The organism is Sphingomonas jinjuensis (assembly GCF_014197105.1).
Lineage (GTDB): Bacteria > Pseudomonadota > Alphaproteobacteria > Sphingomonadales > Sphingomonadaceae > Sphingomonas > Sphingomonas jinjuensis.
Genome location: NZ_JACIEV010000002.1, coordinates 304,360 through 323,347 on the forward strand (window position 1 = coordinate 304,360; position 18,988 = coordinate 323,347).

At 68.0% G+C, this 18,988-nt stretch carries 12 protein-coding genes and 1 tRNA gene; 4 read left to right on the forward strand and 9 right to left on the reverse strand.

What is annotated here, in order from left to right; genetic code table 11:
- Positions 1-64: 64 nt before the first annotated feature.
- On the forward strand, positions 65-2,842 hold the full coding sequence (locus tag GGQ80_RS04820) for a glycosyl hydrolase 115 family protein (RefSeq protein WP_183982749.1): 2,778 nt from the start codon (positions 65-67) through the stop codon (positions 2,840-2,842).
- A gap of 4 nt (positions 2,843-2,846) precedes the next feature.
- Here the strand turns inward: GGQ80_RS04820 and GGQ80_RS04825 are convergent, their stop codons facing one another.
- Both GGQ80_RS04825 and GGQ80_RS04830 read right to left on the reverse strand, forming a co-directional pair.
- A complete protein-coding gene (locus GGQ80_RS04825) occupies positions 2,847-4,433 on the reverse strand; it encodes a rhamnogalacturonidase (RefSeq protein WP_183982750.1) in 1,587 nt (528 codons plus the stop codon).
- Positions 4,434-4,527: 94 nt separating this feature from the next.
- On the reverse strand, positions 4,528-7,536 hold the full coding sequence (locus GGQ80_RS04830) for a TonB-dependent receptor (protein ID WP_183982751.1): 3,009 nt from the start codon (positions 7,534-7,536) through the stop codon (positions 4,528-4,530).
- 173 nt (positions 7,537-7,709) lie between these two features.
- On the opposite strand from GGQ80_RS04830, the gene GGQ80_RS04835 reads away from it, so the two are divergent.
- Complete coding sequence (locus GGQ80_RS04835) at positions 7,710-8,462, forward strand: FadR/GntR family transcriptional regulator (protein ID WP_183982752.1); 753 nt, start codon at positions 7,710-7,712, stop codon at positions 8,460-8,462.
- Between the two features lie 13 nt (positions 8,463-8,475).
- Here GGQ80_RS04835 and GGQ80_RS04840 read toward each other — a convergent pair whose 3' ends face one another.
- The 3 genes from GGQ80_RS04840 to GGQ80_RS04850 form a co-directional block, all read right to left on the reverse strand.
- On the reverse strand, positions 8,476-9,540 hold the full coding sequence (locus tag GGQ80_RS04840) for an acyltransferase family protein (RefSeq protein ID WP_183982753.1): 1,065 nt from the start codon (positions 9,538-9,540) through the stop codon (positions 8,476-8,478).
- Positions 9,537-11,798 (reverse strand): alpha-N-acetylglucosaminidase, encoded by a 2,262-nt coding sequence (locus GGQ80_RS04845; RefSeq protein WP_343050854.1) that lies wholly within the window; start codon positions 11,796-11,798, stop codon positions 9,537-9,539. Before GGQ80_RS04845 ends, GGQ80_RS04840 begins: the two co-directional genes overlap by 4 nt.
- Before the next feature lie 310 nt (positions 11,799-12,108).
- Positions 12,109-12,185 (reverse strand) — tRNA-Arg (locus GGQ80_RS04850).
- Positions 12,186-12,268: 83 nt separating this feature from the next.
- On the opposite strand from GGQ80_RS04850, the gene GGQ80_RS04855 reads away from it, so the two are divergent.
- Positions 12,269-12,766, forward strand: coding sequence for a hypothetical protein (locus tag GGQ80_RS04855; protein WP_183982755.1), 498 nt, complete (start codon positions 12,269-12,271; stop codon positions 12,764-12,766).
- A 1-nt stretch (position 12,767) separates the two neighbouring features.
- On the opposite strand, the gene GGQ80_RS04860 is transcribed toward GGQ80_RS04855, so the two are convergent.
- The 3 genes from GGQ80_RS04860 to hemB are packed head-to-tail and all read right to left on the reverse strand — an operon-like array spanning position 12,768 to position 16,479.
- Positions 12,768-14,957: a fused MFS/spermidine synthase gene (locus tag GGQ80_RS04860; RefSeq protein WP_343050855.1), complete on the reverse strand. Its 2,190-nt coding sequence runs from the start codon at positions 14,955-14,957 to the stop codon at positions 12,768-12,770.
- Complete coding sequence (locus GGQ80_RS04865; protein ID WP_183982756.1) at positions 14,954-15,490, reverse strand: GNAT family N-acetyltransferase; 537 nt, start codon at positions 15,488-15,490, stop codon at positions 14,954-14,956. Before GGQ80_RS04865 ends, GGQ80_RS04860 begins: the two co-directional genes overlap by 4 nt.
- Entirely contained in the window at positions 15,487-16,479 is a 993-nt protein-coding gene (gene hemB / locus GGQ80_RS04870) for a porphobilinogen synthase (protein ID WP_183982757.1), read from the reverse strand. Before hemB ends, GGQ80_RS04865 begins: the two co-directional genes overlap by 4 nt.
- A gap of 76 nt (positions 16,480-16,555) precedes the next feature.
- On the opposite strand from hemB, the gene GGQ80_RS04875 reads away from it, so the two are divergent.
- On the forward strand, positions 16,556-17,470 hold the full coding sequence (locus tag GGQ80_RS04875; protein ID WP_183982758.1) for a diacylglycerol/lipid kinase family protein: 915 nt from the start codon (positions 16,556-16,558) through the stop codon (positions 17,468-17,470).
- 19 nt (positions 17,471-17,489) lie between these two features.
- Here GGQ80_RS04875 and GGQ80_RS04880 read toward each other — a convergent pair whose 3' ends face one another.
- On the reverse strand, positions 17,490-18,932 hold the full coding sequence (locus GGQ80_RS04880; RefSeq protein ID WP_183982759.1) for an MATE family efflux transporter: 1,443 nt from the start codon (positions 18,930-18,932) through the stop codon (positions 17,490-17,492).
- Positions 18,933-18,988: the final 56 nt, after the last annotated feature.

The following is an 18,988-nucleotide window of genomic DNA, read 5'->3' on the forward strand; positions in this document are numbered from 1 at the left end:
AAGTGGCATGACCATATGCGGCCATTTCAACGAAAGTGGCAAACCCAATCTGGAGGGGATGACGATGCGCGGTGCTGTCCTGCTGATGACCGGGCTGTTGACGACCGCCGGCGTCGCCGCGGCGGCACCGTTGTCGCTCGACCGCACCACGATCGTCGTCGACAGCCACGGCATGGCGGGGACGGAGCGGATCGCCGCCGACCTGCTCGCCGCCGATCTCGCCAGCGTCGGCGCGGCGAAGCCCGCCATCGTCGTCTCCGGGACGGACACGATCGCAGCATGCCGGGGCACCTGCATCGTGATCGGCCGCTACGACGCCCCCGCTGTCGCGGCGCTGGCGCGCGCCGGCGGTGTCGACCTGTCGATGCTGGCGGGCGCGTGGGAGCGCTATGTCCGCGCGGTCGTGCGCACCGGGAACGGCAACGTGCTGCTGATCGCAGGGTCGGACCGGCGCGGCGCCGTCTATGGCGTCACCGACCTGTCGCGCGCCATCGGCGTGTCGCCCTGGAGCTGGTGGGCCGATGTCACGCCGCGACGCCGCGCCCATGTCGATATCGACGACGCGACCATCGTCTCGCGCGCGCCGTCGGTGCGGTATCGCGGCATTTTCCTCAACGACGAGGATTGGGGGCTCCAGCCCTGGGCGGCCAAGACGTTCGACCCCGCGAAAGGCAACATCGGTCCACGCACCTACGCCCGCGTGTTCGAACTGATGTGGCGGCTGAAGGCGAACACGTTGTGGCCGGCGATGCACAGCGTCTCCACCCCCTTCTATGCCGATCCCGGCAACGCCCCGCTCGCGGACCGATACGCGATCGTCGTCGGCACCAGTCACGCCGAACCGATGATGCGCAACAATCTGCGCGAATGGGACGAAAGCGTGCGCGGCGCGTTCGATTTCACTCGTCGGTCGCAGGCGATCGTCGATTACTGGGCGAAGCGCGTCGCGGCGACCCGCGGGCAGGAAGACATCTACACGCTCGGCCTGCGCGGGCTGCACGACGGGCCAATGCAGGGCGCGGGCTCCACCGCGGAGCGCCAGGCGATCCTCGAACGCGTCTTCGCGCAACAGCAGTCGCTCCTCGCCAGGACACTGAACCGCCCGATCTCGGATATCCCCCAGGTGTTCGTCGCCTATCACGAATTGCAGGAAGCGTATGACGCCGGGCTGAAGGTGCCGGGTGACGTGACGCTGATGTGGACCGACGACAATTACGGCTGGCTTCGCCGCGTGACCGGGGACGCCGAACGGCGGCGGCCCGGCGGGTCGGGCGTCTATTACCACCTGTCCTATTGGGGACGGCCGCACGACTATCTGTGGCTCGGCACCACCCACCCCGAGCTGATCCGCGAGGAGATGGGTCGCGCATGGGATAGCGACGCGCGGCGGATGTGGATCGTCAACGTCGGCGATATCAAGCCGATCGAATATCTGACGCAATATTTCCTCGACCTGGCGTTCGACGACCGGCTGTTCGCCACCGATCCCCAAGCGCATCTGACGCGCTTCATGGCCGAACAGTTCGGCGCTGCCGATGCGGGCGAGATCGCCGACATCATGATGCGCTCCTACGATCTGGCCTGGGAGCGGAAGCCCGAGTTCATGGGGTTCGGCGAAACCGAGTGGGTCACGCCGAACCAGCCGAGCGGCTATGTCCAGGCCGATGGCGAGGAGGCCGAGGCGCGGATCGCTGCCTATCGCGACCTTGCCGCACGCGCAGAGGCGGTGGCGGCGCGAATGCCCGCGGATCGACGCGACGCCTTCTTCGAGCTCGTCCTCTATCCGGTTCGCGGCGCGGCTGGCCTCAACACGCAGATACTGTCGCTCGACCTCGCGGCGCTCCATGCCCGCCAGCGTCGCGGCGGTGCCAATGTCGACGTCGATCGCGCCCACGCCGCGCGCGCCAGGTTGGTCGCTGACACTGCCGCCTACAATGCGCTGGCGGGCGGCAAGTGGCGCGGGATGATGGACCTGGCGCCGCGCCGGCTGCCGGTGTTCGAGGAGCCGCTGTGGCCGCGCTGGTCGATCGGCACCGAGCGTGGCTGCCGCACCGCCGCCTGGGGGCAGTGGATCGGCGACGAGAATGCGCTGACCTTCACCGCCGGCCAGCCCGGCACGCGAACGGTCACCCTTTATGGCCAGCGCGCGGGCGAGGCGGCGTGGCGGATGGAGGCGGCATCGTCCGGGCTGTCGCTCGGCGCGACATCCGGCGTACTGACCGCGGCGGGCGCCTATGCCCAGCGGCTGACGGTGGCCTATGACGGGCGCGGCGCCGGCGGCACACTGACGCTGCGCTGCGACGGGGCGCCCGTGACGATCCACGTCGCGACCCAGCCGGCGATGACCGGCGCCGGACCTGGCATCGCGGTCGAGCGCGACCGCCGCGTCACGTTGGGGGCGATGGCAACGGCGGAGCGCGGGGGGTGGCAGGCGATCGCCGGGCTTGGCAGTCTCGGCGGATCGCTGCGTGCGCCGCTCGATCTCGCCGCAGGGCAGCGCATCGCGCCGGCGCGCTGGCGCTTCGCGACGCGGACCGCGGGCGATGCCGTGGTCCGCATCGTCGGCCTGCCAACGCACCCCGTCACGTCCGACCGCGCGCTGCGGATCGCGGTACGGATCGACGATGGCGCGGCGGTGACGCTCGACCTCGCCACCCGCGGGCGCAGCGATCAATGGCGCGCGAACGTCCTCACCAACACCGCGGTCGCGACCGTGCCGCTGGCAGGATTGGCTCCCGGCGGCCACCAGATGACGATCGCGCCGCTCGACCCCGGCGTCATGATCGACCGCATCGAGGTGCAGTTCGACCGTGCGCGTCCGCTCTATGGAGCGGATCGCTAACGCCTCACCAGTCGGTCGTGATCGGGCCGGCGATCGTGCGATCCGGCCGCCCACCGACGGCGCGGGACCGGAACCCGGTCACCCGGTCGAGGTGGAAGCTGCGCCCGGCGGGCAGGCGCAGCGCGTCGGCGTCGAAGCCAGCCACGTCCTGCATCCAGAACGCCGGGCGAGCGTCTGGCGCGCGCGTCTGGATCTCGACATGCGATACGGCGATGTTGCGGGCGTGGCGGATGAAGAACCCCGTGGCCGGCAATGGACCGAACATGTCGGGTTCGGGATAGCCGGCCTCGTTGGCGGGCGGATCGATCGCGGCGGCTGCAGCGGAGGCGCCGCCGACCTGCTCGACGAGGACATTGGCGATGCGGATATCCTCGACCGGATGTCCGGCGATCCCGGCGATGATCGAGGGCATCGGCGCCGCGCCCGATACGACAATATTGTCGATCGACACGCGCTTCAGCGTTCCCGGCACGATGCCGGCGGGACCGCGCAGCCGTCGACCGAGGCGAAGGAACAGCGGCGCCGTGGTGACGTCGCGCATCGTCACGTTGCTGATCGCCACATCCTCCAGCCGGGCGCCGTCGACCGTTTCCAGCGCGATGCCGCGGCAGGTGTCGAAGTTGCAATTGCTGATCGCGATGTTGCGGAACCCACCGTTCGATTCGGTCCCCAGCTTGATGCGGCCGTGCGTGCTCTTGGGCGCGGGCGGAAACGGTCGGAAGCTGCCGTCGAGCACCGAGCCGATCGCATAGCTGCCGCTGACGGTGCAGTCGGAGATCGTCAGATTTTCCGTCCAGCGTGGATAGCCGAGCGCGAACGACGATTTGGGGCAGATCGCATCGTCCCACGGCGCATTGACCGTGCAGCGGCTGATATGGACGTTGCGGCAGCAATCGATGTCGAGGCCGTCGCGATTGGTGTCGATCAACAGATTGTCGATCGTCATATTATCGCATCCGGTGGCGAGCAGCGCGAACCAGCCGCCCTCCAGCACGCGGAAGTCGCGCAGCGTGACGTTGCGGCACAGCTTCAGCGCGATCGCTTTGTCGCCGACGCCCGGCCGCCCGGAGATCGGCCGACCGACGTCATAGTCGTGCCCGCGCCCCAGACCCTTGCCCCAGATCAGGCCCGGCCCCTCGATCGCGATGTCCTGAAGCCCCTCGCCCCAGATCAGCGCGTTGCGCCAATGGCCGTGGCCGTGATCCTGATAGGCCGCATAGTCGGACGGCAGGTCCGGCGCATGGTCGTAGCCGCCGCTCGCCATCCCCTCGATCGGCGTATCGGCCGCGAGCAGCACCGCGCCCGCATCGAGGTGGAGCGTGATGTGGCTGCGCAACCGGATGCTGTACGATCGATAGGTGCCCGCCGGGATCCACACCGTACCGCCCCCGCGCGCCGCGGCATGGTCGATCGCACGATTGATCGCGACGCTGTCGAGCGCGCGACCGTCACCCTTCGCCCCGAAGCCGCGCACGTCGACGATCGAGCGCCCCTGCGCCAGCGCCGCCGCCAGGGGGTGGCCGATCCCCAACGCGGCAAGCGCCACCGCGCCCGACAAGACGCCCCGCCGATCCAACAACACCGCGCTCATATCGTCATCCTTTGCCGGGCCGCACCGACACACAAAATGGCGGCGCCCATGACTTTCGTCGGACGCCGCCAGTCGGGGAAGAGGTAGAGGCGGATCAGAAGGTCGCGCGCGCCGTCAGCGTGACGGTGCGGCCGTCGTAATCGGCCCGGCGGATCAGCTGCGGATCGTTTTCATATTCCACGCGGATTGCGTTGGTCAGATTATACGCGTCGAGCGAGAGCGAGAGGTTCTTCGACACGTTGTACGATGCCGACATGTCGAGCTGCCCACGCGCGCGCACCTGGCGCGCGGCACCCGTGAAGGTGCCAGCCGAGGCGAGGTCGTACTTGCTGCGCAGGTTGTACACCAGCCGCAGCCCGTAATCGCCGGTTTCGTAATAGCCGATGACATTGGCATTGTGCTTCGACACGCCCGGCAGCGTCGCGGTGGCACCCGACGAGGTCGTGCCGCTGACCGTGGTATAGGCATAGTTGATGCCGCCACCCAGGTTGCGGAGCAGGCCCGGCAGGAAGTCGAGCGTCTGCTGGACGTTGAATTCCAGGCCGCGCACCGTGATCGGGCTGTCCTGGTTCACGAAGCCGGTCGCCGCGACCAGGAACGGCGTCGGCACCGCGCCGCCGGTATAGATAAGGCTGCTCTGGCACTGGTCGCCGTTGACGGTCAGCGTACCGAGGCCGAGCACGCGGGCATCGGACGGGCAGAGCCGCTTGGGATCGCTGATCTGGGCGATCAGGCCGGTGATCCGCTTCTGGAAGGCGGCGACCGAAACGATGCCGTTGGGCCGGTTGTACCATTCCAGCGATGCGTCGAACGACGTCGCGTCATACGGCTTCAGATCGGGATTGCCGAGCGTCACCGAATAGACGCCGCCGTTGGGGCTGCCGACGATCGTCGCCGGGGTGAACTGGCGCGGCTGGGGTCGGACGTAGGTGCGATAGGCGGCACCGCGCAGCAGCAGCTTGTCGGTCAGGTCGGCGACGACGATGAACGAGGGCAGCAGCTTGCCGTAATTCTGCTTGTAGGTGTTGTAGCGGAAGTCGGCGGGCGACCCGATCGTGCCGGTCAACGAGATGCGGTCGAGCGCGTCGATGACGTTGCGGGTATATTCGTAGCGCAGGCCGCCGTTACCGCGCAGCGTGATACCGCCCAGATGAAGCTCGTACTTCACCTGGCCATAGACCGCCGCCAGATCGTTGCGATTGGTGAAGTTGTACAGCGCGTAGTTATTGTCGTTGTAGCGGATGTTGTAACCCTGCGGCGACAGCTGGCCGCCCGGATAGACCGTCACGGGCTGAAGCTTGGGCAGGGCGGTGTCCAGCGGCACCGTCTGCCAGTTGGTCGTCACGCCATCGACCAGGCCGCCGAAGAAGCCGTCGCTGCCCGGCGACTGTTCCAGGAACGACGAATTGATGTTCTGCGTCTGGATGCCGAACGCCGAGATGCGATAGCCGCGCGAGATGAAGATGTTGCGCTCCAGACGCCCGCCAACCTGGATGCCGGAGATGACGCTGTCGTGGAACGTCCGTTCGACATCGGCCTGATAGGCGTACAGCCGGTTGGCACCATAGGACTGGGTACCGGTGAACTGGATGCGGTTGCGCCGTGCCGATGCCGTCGCCGAATCGTAGAACGAGGTGGGATCGCCCACCCCGCCCCAGAACCAGCCGTTGGCGGCCGTGGTGGTCACCGCGGGATTGGGCGACACGCTGAAGTTGATCGCCGACACGTCACCCGCGCCGGTGCGGATCGTGCCGGTGACGCCGTTGCCGGCCGCCGTCTGCACGGTGTTGAAATCGAACTGCTGCTCGATCGAGTTATTGTCGGCGCGCGAGACGGTGCCGAGGCCGGTCACCTTCCAGTCGTCGTTTTCCCACGCGCTGCGGGCATTGATGCCCCACGAACGCTGGAGCGTGCCGAGACCGCGGGTCGACGAGACCATGTCGCCGTTGGCATAGTTGATGTCGGTGACCAGGTTGCGCCCGTCGGACAGCTGCACCGGCGCCGTCAGCGGGGTCAGCACGCTCGCCTGGTTGTTCGACATGATGAGCAGATACTGCTTCGTGTTGGGCAGGCTGCGATCGGTGTAGAACCCGGTCAGGCTGATGCTGGTCTGGTCGTCGGGCTTCCACTCCGCCCCGGCTGCGCCGGTCCACAGATTGCCCTCGTTGACGCGCGCATATTGGCGGAAGGCGGAGTTGTAGAGCACGCCCGCGGTCGACTTCGTGCCGGTACACGACGGGCAGGCCGTCGAGGTCGCGTAATAGGTGCCGAGCGTCGATGCGTTCGCCTGCGCCTGGGCGGCGGTGAAGTTGGTGTAGCTGTTGAACAGGATCGAATCGCGGCGGAAGCTTTCGCGCTTGTACGCCAGCACGCCGAACACCCCGAAGCTGTCGGAGAAGCGGTGATTATAGGCCACCGTCGCGGCGGGCGCGAAGCGTTGGCCGAGCTGGTTATATTCGCCTGACAGCTTGACGAATCCGCCTTCCTTGCGCTTGAGCGCGGTCGCGATTTCCAGATCGACGTTGCCCGACAGGCCGCCCGACTGGGCATTGGCGAGCGGCGACTTGTCGACGACGATCGCGCTGAAGATGTCGGCGTTGAATGCGCCCAATGGCGCGGCTTCGGACAGGATCGGTTCGGCGAAGGCAACGCCGTTCAGCGTCAGCCGCGCATATTCGCCGGGCAGGCCGCGCAGGTTGATCGTCGCGTTGCGCCCTTCCGCCTCGCGATTGATCTGGACGCCGGGAACGCGCTGCAGCGCCTCGCCGACGTTCAGGTCGGGAAAGCGGCCAAGGCCGTCGGACGAAATGCCGTCGGTGATCGCGACTTCACGGCGCTTCGACGCGATCGCGTCGGTATAGCTCTGGCGGAAGCCAGTGACGACGATGTCGGACGAGTCGGAGGTCTCGACCTGTGCCTCCGCCGGGCGATCGGCGGCGGTGGTCTGGTCGGGGTTGTGCGGCGTCGCGACGGTCGGGGTGGCAGGATTGCCGGACTGGACCTCGGCACCGACCGCCTGGGCCATCGCACCGCTTCCGGACAGCATCGTGGCAGCCAATAGCATCGCACCGATCGAACGGCGGCCTGGACGCGCAGCGTACATTTATACCCCTCCCTAACGGGGGCCGAGCTGCGCCCCCCTTCTCATGAAACCATTACAGGCTGGACGCTTCTTATGCCGTCCCTCACCACACGAATTGGTCATTCGTTTTGGTCTGGCCAATCTAACATGGCTTAGTCTTGTGTCAATCCACTTGCCGTGGGATTGGTCGGTGCATGAGGGCGCGCACGGAAAAGCTGTACCAGAAGGTCGTCAACGCGATCACGGCCGCCATCGAGCAGGGCCGTTACAAGACGGGTTCCCGGCTGCCAGGCGAGCGCGAGCTGGCCGAAGAATTCGCGGTCAGTCGACCGACAATTCGCGAGGCGATGATCGCGTTGGAGATCCGCGGCCTCGTTGAGGCGCGGCACGGGTCGGGGCTGTACGTCACCGTGCCGCCCAGGCGGACCGCCGAGCCGGCCGAGCTCGATATCGGCGCTTTCGAGCTGCTCGAGGCGCGTATCCTGTTTGAGGGCGAGACCGCGGCGCTGGCGGCGACGGCGATCGACGATGCCGGGCTTGCTGCGCTCGACCGAGTGCTCGCCGAAATGGCCGGATGCGATCCCGGCGGCGCCGAGGCGATGGCCGCCGATCGGCAATTCCACCTGCTGATCGCCGAGGCGACCGGGAACACCGCGATCGGTATGATCGTCGAGACGCTGTGGAACCTGCGCGACCATTCGCGGCTGAGCGCGCATATGTTCGCCGAGGCGCGGCGCGAGGGTGTCAATCCCCGCGTCGAGGAGCATCGCCTGATCGTCGACGCGCTGCGCAGCCGCGATTCGGCAACGGCACGCGCCGCGATGCGCAGCCACCTGAAGCGCGTCGTCGACGACCTGTTGGAAGCGACCGAAGTCGAAGCGATGCGCCGCACCCGGTCCGAGCTGGAGGAGCGCCGCGGCGTCCTGAACCGACGACTCGACGCTTGAGCCGATTGCCGGCTCAAATGCGGAGCATGATGCCCCGCCGCGCCAGCAGCCAGCCGAATAGCCAGCATATTCCGGTATAGGCGATCGCGCACAGCAGCGAGCCGGGCGCCCCCGGCGCGAGCTGCTGGAACACATTGACGCCGACCCACTGATAGGGGTCGGGCGCGGGCAGCAGGCGCAGCGCGATGACGAGCAGTTCCGAAAAGAGATAGATGGCGAGCGGGTTGCGGCCAAAGACGAGGAAGAAGCGGACCATCGCGTTGTCGGGCCGCGGCTCGACGAGCTTCACCAGCAGCGCAAGCGCGCAAAGGTCGATGCCGACCGTCAGCAGCACGAACGATCCGCTCCACAGTTTCTTGGCGATCGGCAGCATCCCGGCCCAGCACAGCGCCGCCACGATCAGCGCGAGGCCCATCCACACTAGCGTCCGCATGCCGATGCCGCGGCGAATGCCACGCGCCGCCAGATAGCCGGCGATGACGTTGACCGTTGCCGGCACCGTGCCCAGCAACCCTTCGGGATCGAAGCCGCCGTCCTTGCGATACAGATGCGCCTTGCCGATCAGCCACAGGTCGAAGCGGGTGCCGGCATTGCCCATCTTGTCGAACGCCATACCGGGCGGGCTGGCCAGCAGCAGGATCAGCCAATGGCCGATCAGCAGCACAGCGGACAGTGCCAGCAGCCCGCGCCAGCCGAGGACACGGCACGCTATTGCGGCCAGCGCATAGCAGAGCGCGATGCGCTGCAGGACGCCCGGGATGCGCGTCTCGGCGAAGGGACTGGTGAAGGGGAACCAGTACATTAGCACGCCGAGCGCGAACATGATCGCGCTGCGCCGCGCCACCGCGATAAGAAACGGCGGCCACGGCCGGTCAGCCAGGCGGACGAAGGCGAGGGCGCTGCCGACCGCGAACAGGAAGCTGGGGAAGACCAGATCGGCGAGGGCGAAGCCGATCCATCGCGCATGCACCAGCGTCGCATAGGCAGGGGCGCCCGGGCCAGCGGTGTTGACGACGATCATCAACGCCACGGTCAGGCCGCGAAAGACGTCAAGCGAGGTGAAGCGCCGCGCGGTCATGGCAGCGCGGTCATGATCGCGCGCGCCTCGCCGACCGGATCGGCGGGCCGGGCACGCCGGTAACGTGCCCCGTTCTGCGCCCATGCGGCTTCCCACGCGGCGATCCGCGCGCGCGACGCTGTGTCGTCGAACGGCCGCCCCGCCACCGCCGCCGCGCGGATGTCGGCCAGAAATTGCGACCAGCGCGGCAGATAGTAATCGGCATACATGCCCTGCCAGGCCTTGGACGCATAATCGGCAAGGTGCCCTTCCCCGCCCCACACCCCGATCTGCGCCTTGGCGGCGGCAAGGTGATAGGTAGCCTCGGCTGGGGTCGTTCCCGCCGCACGCGCCGCGTCGGTCCAATCGGCGAGCGTTTCCTGCTGGTTGCCGAGCAGATGGTCGACCGCCAGCGTCATTCGCCGCACCTGCGCGGTCGCCCGATCGCCTTCGGCAAGGTCACGCCGGGTATAGGCCGCGACCGCGCGCTGGATCTGGCGGTCGATCGCCATCGTCGCATAATGGCGGGTGAGGTCGACCAGGTCTTGGACCAGCAACGGCGCCCGCAGCGACGCCGGGGGCAGCGCCAGCAGCCCGTCGATCCCGCGGCGCAGCGCAGCCATGTCTCCCGGCCGGTCGTCGAAGCCGACGACCGTCGCGGTCGGCCGCTTGAACAACAGATAGGCGCCCGCGCGCTCGTTCCACCAGCGCGGGCTCCAGTAGCGCGTCCGGTAGACGCCCTGCTCGATCGCCCGCCATGCAGTCAGCAGCGCCGGGCTTGCCTCGCCGTAGCGTGCGCGAAAATGCCGAACCAGCCAGTCGCCGTCCTGCCGATCAGGCCAGGCAGCGTCATAGGCGCGGTCGTAGACGATCGAGTTGCTGTGCAGGCCTTCCGGGAACATCCCAAAGCCGGCCAGCCGGCCTCGACCCGGATCGGCCTGCACCGCGGCGACGTCGCGCGCGTAGAAATCTAGGTCGCCATAGACGGGATTGCTGCCGCCATAATTGTGGACGTAGCCATAGACCCAGCTCTTGCCGTCGAACGCCGACGAATTGCGCCAGACCCCGGGATAGCGGTCGTTGCCGATATCCAGGATCAGCATCCGATCGTCGGGCACCGCCGACAAAAACGCCTTGATCGCGTCCGGCGTCCAGAAATTCTTGTCGGCACCGAACAGCCAGCCCTGCATGACCCACACCGCATCGGGCTGGGTCGCGACGATCGATCGATAGAGGCGCCGGCCGTAATCGGCGAGGCGACGATCGCGCTGGGCCGCAGGAACGGCGCTGGCGGCGGCGCGGCTGTTGGCGGTGCTGTCGCCATAGCTTTGGCCCTGGGCATCGCCGCCATCGTCGGCAACCGGCGGGATCATCTCGTTGAAGGCATCGGCAAGGTAATAGCGCCCGGCGCCATAGGTCTCGCGATACAGCCGCTGATAACGGGCGGCGAGCGTCGCGAACAACGGATCGGCGGGATCAAGCCAATAGGTCGGAGGGAATCCCTCCCACGCGCGCATTCGGTAGATGCGCGCGTTCGGATGACGATCGGCAAACGCCTTGGGTACATAGCCGGCGAAGGCGGGCAGCACCGGTTGCATCCCCAGCGCGCGCATCCGCGCCAGGATCCGCCGCTGCAGGTCGCGTTTTGCGCCGATCCATCGCTGCGGCAGCGGTGCGCGATAGCCGGCGATGTTGCCCATCCGCTGCCAGGGCAGGAACGGCGGCGCCGACAGATGATCCCCGACCTCGGCCGCGCTCAACCCCTGTTCCTGCCACAGCGCCTGCCAGACCGCCTCCTGCCCCTCCATCGCGAGCGGCATGTCGATGCCGTGGAGCGCCATCCAGTCGATCTCGCGCTGCCACCGCGGCCAGTCCCAATAGGGCGTGGTATAGCCGAAGGTGCAGGTGTTGAGATACAGCCGGTGCGCAAACGCAGTTGCTACGCGGCGTGCTGCACGATCGGGCAGCCGCGCCGGCAAGGCGATGCGATCGCCTTCCCAACTCACCGACGCGGCACCGATCCCCTCGAGATAGGCATAGGCGCCGCGCACCAGAGCCACCGGCGACGACGCGATCACGGTGACGCGGCCGCGGCTGGCGGTGACGCTGTAGCTGTCGCGGTCTCCTGATCGGGCAGGGACCAGGCGAAAGTCGAACTCGCTCGCCCGCGTGCCGATCAGCCGTTCGAGCACCGCATGCGCCGCCACCGTCCTGGCATCGCGAGGAGCTGCGTGAACGGGCACGGCGAACGACGCGGCGACTCCGATGGCAACCGTCACCGCACCGATCCGCATGCACCCCACCCCACACCTCCACCGCAGCTTTCCGCCGTCGTGCCGGTCATACCAGTTGGTTAGTCCAAAACAACGAAGGGTTTTGGTGCCCGCCTATCACGATGGCGATTGCCCGACACACCGGCACATGGCCGGGTGGACGCCCGCCGCGGGCAATCGGCGACGAAACGCCTCTCGCATCTTCGATGCAGACGGCATGAATATTTGGCTAGCTTTGGTAGCCAACCCGCAGGAGCTGGGGATGGGCCGATTATCGCGAGCCCCCCGAAGGGACACGAAAACGCGGTAGAAAAATTGGCGCGCCCGGAACGATTCGAACGTCCGACCCTCAGATTCGTAGTCTGATGCTCTATCCAGCTGAGCTACGGGCGCGCATTGGAGGCGCGCTGATAGCAGCTGTTCCGGATCGCGCAAGTGCGTTGCGTGCGATTCTTTCGTTCCGTATGGCAAATCGCATGAAAGCCATCGTCGCGCCGCTTGCTCTGATCCTCCTGACGGCGGGCTGCGCGCGCGACGACGGCAGTTATCCGTCGCTCGGCCATCGCGCGGTAGAGGACCGCGGCTTCGCCGAGCCCAAGGTGCCGGTCGCGGTGGCGACGCCCGATCCGGCGCTCGATGCCAAAATCGCCGACATCACCGCTCGCCTCGCTGCCGCCGCCAAGGATTTCGACGCCGACGCCAAGGTCGCCGAGCCGCGCGCCCGCGCCGCCAAGGGCGCTGCGGCGGGTAGCGAGGCGTGGCTGAGCGCTCAGGAATCGCTGGCGACGCTCGACGATCGCCGCGCGCGCACCTCGGGGCTGGTCGGCGAGATCGATGATCTCGCCGCCGCCCGTGCCGCCGCCTTGCAGCCGGCCTATCCCGCGCTCGACGCGCTGCGGGCGAAGGCGCAGGCCGAGGTGGAACGCCAGAACAGCGCCGCGGACCGGCTGCAATCCTCGGTCGCGCCCGCCTGACCTACCAGCGCAGCAGCGGCAGGATCGACGCATAGTCGTCGGTCCACGGCGCCATCCGCTTGACCGGGACGAGCGGGCGCCAACGGCGGTCTTGTCGGCGTAGCGCGGCGATCGCTGCGGGATCGCGCGACAGCGCCACCCACTGGCTGCCGTTGGCGCCCGCCTCGAGCAGCGACGGCCGATCGTACAGCTCAACCGCCTGCCAGCCCCCTGCCCGCGCCGCCGCGTCGACCACCGGCTCCAGATCGAGGAAGCGGTTGGAGATGTGGACGAGGAGCAGCCCGTTCGGCGTCAGCACCCGCGCATAGGCCGCGAACGCTTCCCGGGTCATCAGGTGCATCGGGATCGAATCGGACGAGAAGGCATCGAGCGCCAGCAGGTCGAGGCTGGCGGGCGGATCACGCGTCAGCGAGAGTCGCGCGTCGCCCATTTCGATGTCGGCATCGGGGCGGCAGCGGCGCAGGAAGGTGAAGCGCCCAGAATCGCGCGCGATCCGCACGACCTCGGGATCGATCTCGTAGAAGCGCCATTGCTGCCTCGGCCGGGCATAGCAGGCGAGCGTCCCCGTCCCCAGCCCGACCACGCCGATCCGCGCGCCCGTACCGTACAGCGACGATGCCAGCGTCATCGCCTGCCCGACCCCGGAGCTCGGCGCATAATAGGTCGTCGGCGACGTCTCGCGCGCGGCGCTGCCGGTCAGCTGGAGGCCATGGATCGTCGTGCCATGGTCGAGCTCGCGCCACTCGGCCGTGTCCCGGATCGTGTAGACGCCGAAGTAGCTGCGGCTGCGCGCGTCGCTGCCGAGCGACAGGTGAAGCGCATCGCCGCCGCCGAACATCAGCAGCGCCGCCGCCAGCACCAGCGTATAGGCCGCGCGTACGCCGATGGTCGCCAGGCCGACCGCGGCGATCACGACAAAGGTGAGGCCCTGATGCCCCTCGCCGAACAATTGCGGCGGTCCGCGAAACGTCAGGCCGGTCAGCACGACGAGGACGAAGACCAGGAACAGCCAGGCGATCCGCCGTGCCGTCGCGTCGTGCCATACCCGCCGGATCGATCCGGTCAGGAACAGCTGCGGCACCAGCGCCCCCGCGGCCAGGATCAGCAGCGGAAACTCATAGGTCCAGTCGAACAGGATCGGCGCCAGCAGGCCAGCGAAGACGCCCCCCAGCGCGCCCCCTACCGCCATCGCCAGATAAAAGCCGGTCAGCCGATCCGCGGCCGGCCTCGCGCGATAGAGCGCGGTGTGCAGCCCGACCGACACCATGAACAGCAGCACCAGCGCCACTGCGACATTCGCCAGCGGCTGCTTGTTGAACCCGCCCATGATGACGCCGCCGAACAGCAGGATCGTGATTGGCGCGACACGAGTCAGGAAATCGGCGGTATCGCGCTTGTCGGAAAAGGCGATGGTGAAGCTCAGCAGGTACAGCCCCAGCGGCAGCACCCACAGCAGCGGCATCGCGACGATGTCGGTGGTGATATAGGTCGATGTCGCCAGCATCAGCCCCGACGGTACAAAGGCGAGCGCGATCCACCACGCCACCCGACGCGGCACCGCGCGTGGGCTGACCGGCACGATCCGGGCCGCGCTTTCGGCCGGCAGCGTCCGTGCGCAGGCAACGACCAGCAGGATCACCAGCGCATAGCCCGCGGTCCACGCCAGGCTCTGCACCCTCAGCGGCAACAGCGGCTCGACGACCAGCGGATAGGCGATCAGCCCGGCGAAGCTGCCCAGGTTCGATGCCGCATAGAGCGCCCATGGCTCGCGCCCGCCACTCGCCAGCGCAAACCAGCGCTGCACCAGCGGCGCCTGCGCCGACACCGCGAGGAACAGTGGGCCGATCGACGCGACCAGCAGCCACGGCACCCACCAGGCGGGGGAGCTGTCGGCAGGCATTTCACCGCCGATCAGCCCGATCGGCAGCCACAGCGCGGCGACGATCAGGAGCGCCAGGTGTACCCCCGCCTGCACCCGCGGCCGCCATCGGCCCAGCCAGTGCGCATAGGCGTAACCGCCCAAGAGCAGCGTCTGGTACACCAGCATCGCCGAATTCCACACGGCCGGCGCCCCGCCCAGCCGCGGCAATGCCATCCGTGCGACCATCGGCTGGACGAGGAACAGCAGGAACGATCCGGTCAGGATCGTCAGCACATAGAGCCAGCGCCCTGACCGGACAGCGGCGCTCACGCCGGACGGTCGATCGTGTAGACGAGGTGGCGGCAGAGCGGATGGCCCGGCGTGAAAGCGGGATGATCGAAGTCCAGTTCGGGACGGTGCGCCATGCCAAGCCGCCGCATCAGGCCCCAGGACGCCGTGTTGGCGGGCACCGTCCAGGCGGCGACCCGCGCCGCCGGCGTGTGGCTCCAGGCCCAGTCGATCGATGCCGCCGCTGCCTCGCGGGCATAGCCCTGCCCCCAGGCGTCGCGTCGCAACCGCCAACCGACCTCCCATTCCGCAGGCACCGGCGTTCCCGGATGGCCGCCGCGACGTATCCCGCAAAAGCCGAGGAACGCCCCGTCGCCGCGCCGCTCCACCGCCCAGAAATCGCCGCCGTTCGCCGCCGCCTTGGCGACATAACGATCGATCGCCGCATCGCTCGCGGCGCGGTCGATCACGCCGCCCAGATGCCGCATCACCTCGGCATCGGCGCCCATCGCCGCGAAGGGGGCGCGGTCCTCGTCGCGCCAGGGGCGGACGATCAGCCGCTCGGTCTCGATCACCGCGCCAGCAGCTTGGCGACCAACGGCGCGTGATAGGTCAGCACGCCCGAACAGCCGGCGCGCTTGAACGCCATCAGCGTCTCCAGCACCATCGGGTCGCGCTCGGCCGCGCCGGCCGCGACCGCCGCCTCGATCATCGCATATTCGCCCGACACCTGATACGCGAACACCGGTACTTCGAACGCCGCCTTCACGCGGGCGACGATGTCAAGATACGGCAGCCCTGGCTTCACCATCACGCTGTCGGCGCCCTCGGCCAGGTCGGCGCCGACCTCGCGCAGCGCCTCCTCGCTATTGGCGTAATCCATCTGATAGGTCTTCTTGTCGCCCTTTAGCAGCCCACGGCTGCCAACCGCGTCGCGGAAGGGGCCGTAGAAGGCACTGGCGTATTTGGCGGCATAGCTCATGATCTGGACATTGTGATGGCCCGCCTGCTCCAGCGCATCGCGGATCATGCCGATCCGGCCATCCATCATGTCCGACGGCGCGACGATGTCGGCGCCCGCGTTCGCCTGGTTCAGCGCCTGCCCCACCAGCACCTCGGCCGTCGCGTCGTTGACGACATAGCCCGCCGCATCGACCAGCCCGTCGTGGCCATGGCTGGTATAGGGGTCGAGCGCGACGTCGGTCAGCACGCCGATCTCGGGCACCGCCTCCTTCAGCGCGCGGATCGCGCGGCACATCAGATTGTCGGGGTTCAGCGCCTCGCGCCCATCCTCGGTCCGCAAGTCGCGCGGGGTATTGGGGAACAACGCGACGCACGGAATGCCCAGATCGCGCGCCTCGCGCCCGCGGTCGACGATGCGGTCGACCGACCAGCGCGACACGCCGGGCAGGCTGGCGATCGGCTCCTCGACCCCTTCGCCTTCGGCGACGAACAGCGGCCAGATCAGGTCCGCCGGGGTCAGGACGGTTTCTGCGTGGAGGCGGCGGCTCCAGGCCGCGGCGCGGGTGCGGCGCAGGCGAAGCGCGGGATATGGCGCGTGCATCGCCGCCACTTGGGCGCTCAGTCCGCCATCTGCAAGCGTTACGGGTCCGAAACGCCGGCCGGGGCGTTAGGGGGCCATGACCGAGATCCGTTCCGCCGCGCTCGTCGTCAACGCCAAGTCGCGTAAGGGGCAAAAGCTTTTCGAGCGAGCCTGCCGACGGCTCCACGGACTACCTTTTCCAGTCGATGCGCATGCGGTCGAGGATCCCAGGGATCTGGAGCGGACCGTGAATGACGCGCTGGCGAAAAAGCCCGACCTGATGATCCTGGGCGGTGGCGACGGCACCGTCAGCGGGCTCGTCGATCTGCTCGTCGGCCACGACGTCATTCTCGGCGTGCTGCCGCTCGGCACCGCCAACAGCTTCGCGCGCACGCTCTGCATCCCACTCGACATCGACGGCGCGATCGACGTGCTGCGCACTGGCGAGCCGCGGCGGATCGACCTCGGCATGATCGACAACGACTATTTCGCCAACTGCGCGGCGATGGGGCTCAGCCCGCAGATCGCGGAGACGGTGCCGCACAATCTGAAGAAGGTGCTCGGCCGGCTCGGCTATCTCGGCTGGGCGGCGCTTCAGTACCTGAAGTTCCGCCCGTTTCAGCTGATCGTCGACAACGGCAAGGAGGTGCAGCGCCTTCGCGTGGTCGAGGTGCGCATCTCGAACGGCCCCTATCACGGCGGCACCTGGCTGGTGGACGAGGCGTCGCCCAATTCGGGCGAGATCGTCGTCCAGGCGGTTCGCGGCCATTACCGCCGAACGCTCATCAAGAACTGGGCCGCGAGCTTCCTGGGGCTCGAGGCGCGCCATCAGGACACCGTCAGCTTCCGCGGCCGTGCGCTTCAGATCACGACCGAGCCCAAGCTGCCGATCTCGATCGACGGCGAAGTTCTGGCGCGGACGCCCGTCACCGCGCGCATCGCCGCCGGAGTGATCCGGGTGATGGCGCCGGTGCAATGCGACCCCACCCCCGGCTCGCCTCCAGCCGAGTAGGGGGACATCGCTCCATCGCTCACGCCGCCGGCTTCAGTGCCCCAGCAGGCTCGTTGTCAGCGTGGGCATGCGGAGGGTTCTCGTCGACCGGCATCATCGCCCCGGAGCGCCAGTCGGCCTTGGCATAATAGATCGACGCCAGCACCAGTGCCGTTCCCGAGCCCAGCGGAAAGCTCCACCACAGCGCATCGACGCCCCAGCGCGGCTCCATCATCGTCGCGAAGCCCAGCCGTACCGGGAACATCGCGACGAACAGGATCGCCAGCGGCCCCCACACCGCGCCGTTCGCCCGCACCGTACCGAACAGCACCATCGTCGCGCCGAACAACAGAAAGCTCCAGATCGCGATCACGTTGATGTGCTCGCCCAGCGCCAGCGCCGGACTGCCCGCCGGCAGGAAGATCGACAACAGCGGCCGCGCGAACAGGATGACCAGCGCCACCACCGCGCCCGTGATCGCGACGTTGATCGCCAGCCCCGCATAGGTGATCCGCGACACCCGGTCCCAGGCCTGCGCACCGATGTTCTGCGCCGCCATCGCGCTGACGCCGGCGCCGATCGCCATCGCCGGCATCTGGACATAGCCCCACAGCTGCTGCGTCACGCCATAGGCGGCGACGGTGGACAGTCCGTGCCGATTGACCAGTCCGACCATCGCCAGGCCGGCGGTCGACATCGTCAGCATCTGCGCGCCGATCGGCACGCCCTTGCCGACGATCGTCTTCACCAGTGTCCACTGCGGTTTCAGATAGGCAAGCTCTCCCCCTCGCAGCCGCAGCGGTAACCCTCGCCAGTCGACCCACGCCACCAGCGCCGCCAGCGCCACGACGTTGGCGATCAGTGTTGCCGTCGCCGATCCCGCAATCCCCATGCGTGGAAACGGGCCCATGCCGCGGATCAGCAGCGGGTTGAGCACAACGTCGAGCCCGACGTTGAGCACCATGAAATAGAGCGGCGTCAGTGAATCGCCGGTGCCGCGCAGCGCCATGAACATCAGCACCAGCGTCATCATCGCCGGCAACCCCAGGAAGATGATGCGCAGATACGCCAATGCATCGATCTTCGCCCCCGCCGGCGTCGCCAGCACGTCGAGGATTCCGGGCGCGAACAGATAGCCCAGGGTCGCGATCACCACCGACCCGCCGACGATCAGCCCCACCGCCGACCCGAACGCGCGCCGTGCGCTCTCGACGTCGTGCCGGCCCCAGGCCTGGCCGACCAGCACCGTCGCCGCCATGCCGAAGCCGAAGACGGCGCCGAACATCAGGAACATGATGATGTTGGCATTGGCGGTCGCCGCGACCGCATCCTCGCCCAGCGATTGTCCCAGCCAGATCGTGTTGATCGATCCGTTGAGCGACTGGAGGATGTTCGACCCCAGCGTCGGCAGCGCGAACAGCAGCAGCGTCGACGCGATCGGCCCCTGGGTCAGATCGCGCTGGGGAGATGTGCCGTTCGCCATTCTAGTTTCTTTTCCTTCCGTCATCCCGGCTTTGAGTCGGGATCGCGCTTCTCATG

Bases quoted from the DNA above. Each gene is read 5' to 3' on its own strand.
- GGQ80_RS04820 (WP_183982749.1), top strand. From the start codon at position 65: ATGCGCGGTGCTGTCCTGCTGATGACCGGGCTGTTGACGACCGCCGGC.
- GGQ80_RS04825 (WP_183982750.1), bottom strand. From the start codon at position 4,433: ATGAGCGCGGTGTTGTTGGATCGGCGGGGCGTCTTGTCGGGCGCGGTG.
- GGQ80_RS04830 (WP_183982751.1), bottom strand. From the start codon at position 7,536: ATGTACGCTGCGCGTCCAGGCCGCCGTTCGATCGGTGCGATGCTATTG.
- GGQ80_RS04835 (WP_183982752.1), top strand. From the start codon at position 7,710: ATGAGGGCGCGCACGGAAAAGCTGTACCAGAAGGTCGTCAACGCGATC.
- GGQ80_RS04840 (WP_183982753.1), bottom strand. From the start codon at position 9,540: ATGACCGCGCGGCGCTTCACCTCGCTTGACGTCTTTCGCGGCCTGACC.
- GGQ80_RS04855 (WP_183982755.1), top strand. From the start codon at position 12,269: ATGAAAGCCATCGTCGCGCCGCTTGCTCTGATCCTCCTGACGGCGGGC.
- hemB (WP_183982757.1), bottom strand. From the start codon at position 16,479: ATGCACGCGCCATATCCCGCGCTTCGCCTGCGCCGCACCCGCGCCGCG.
- GGQ80_RS04875 (WP_183982758.1), top strand. From the start codon at position 16,556: ATGACCGAGATCCGTTCCGCCGCGCTCGTCGTCAACGCCAAGTCGCGT.
- GGQ80_RS04880 (WP_183982759.1), bottom strand. From the start codon at position 18,932: ATGGCGAACGGCACATCTCCCCAGCGCGATCTGACCCAGGGGCCGATC.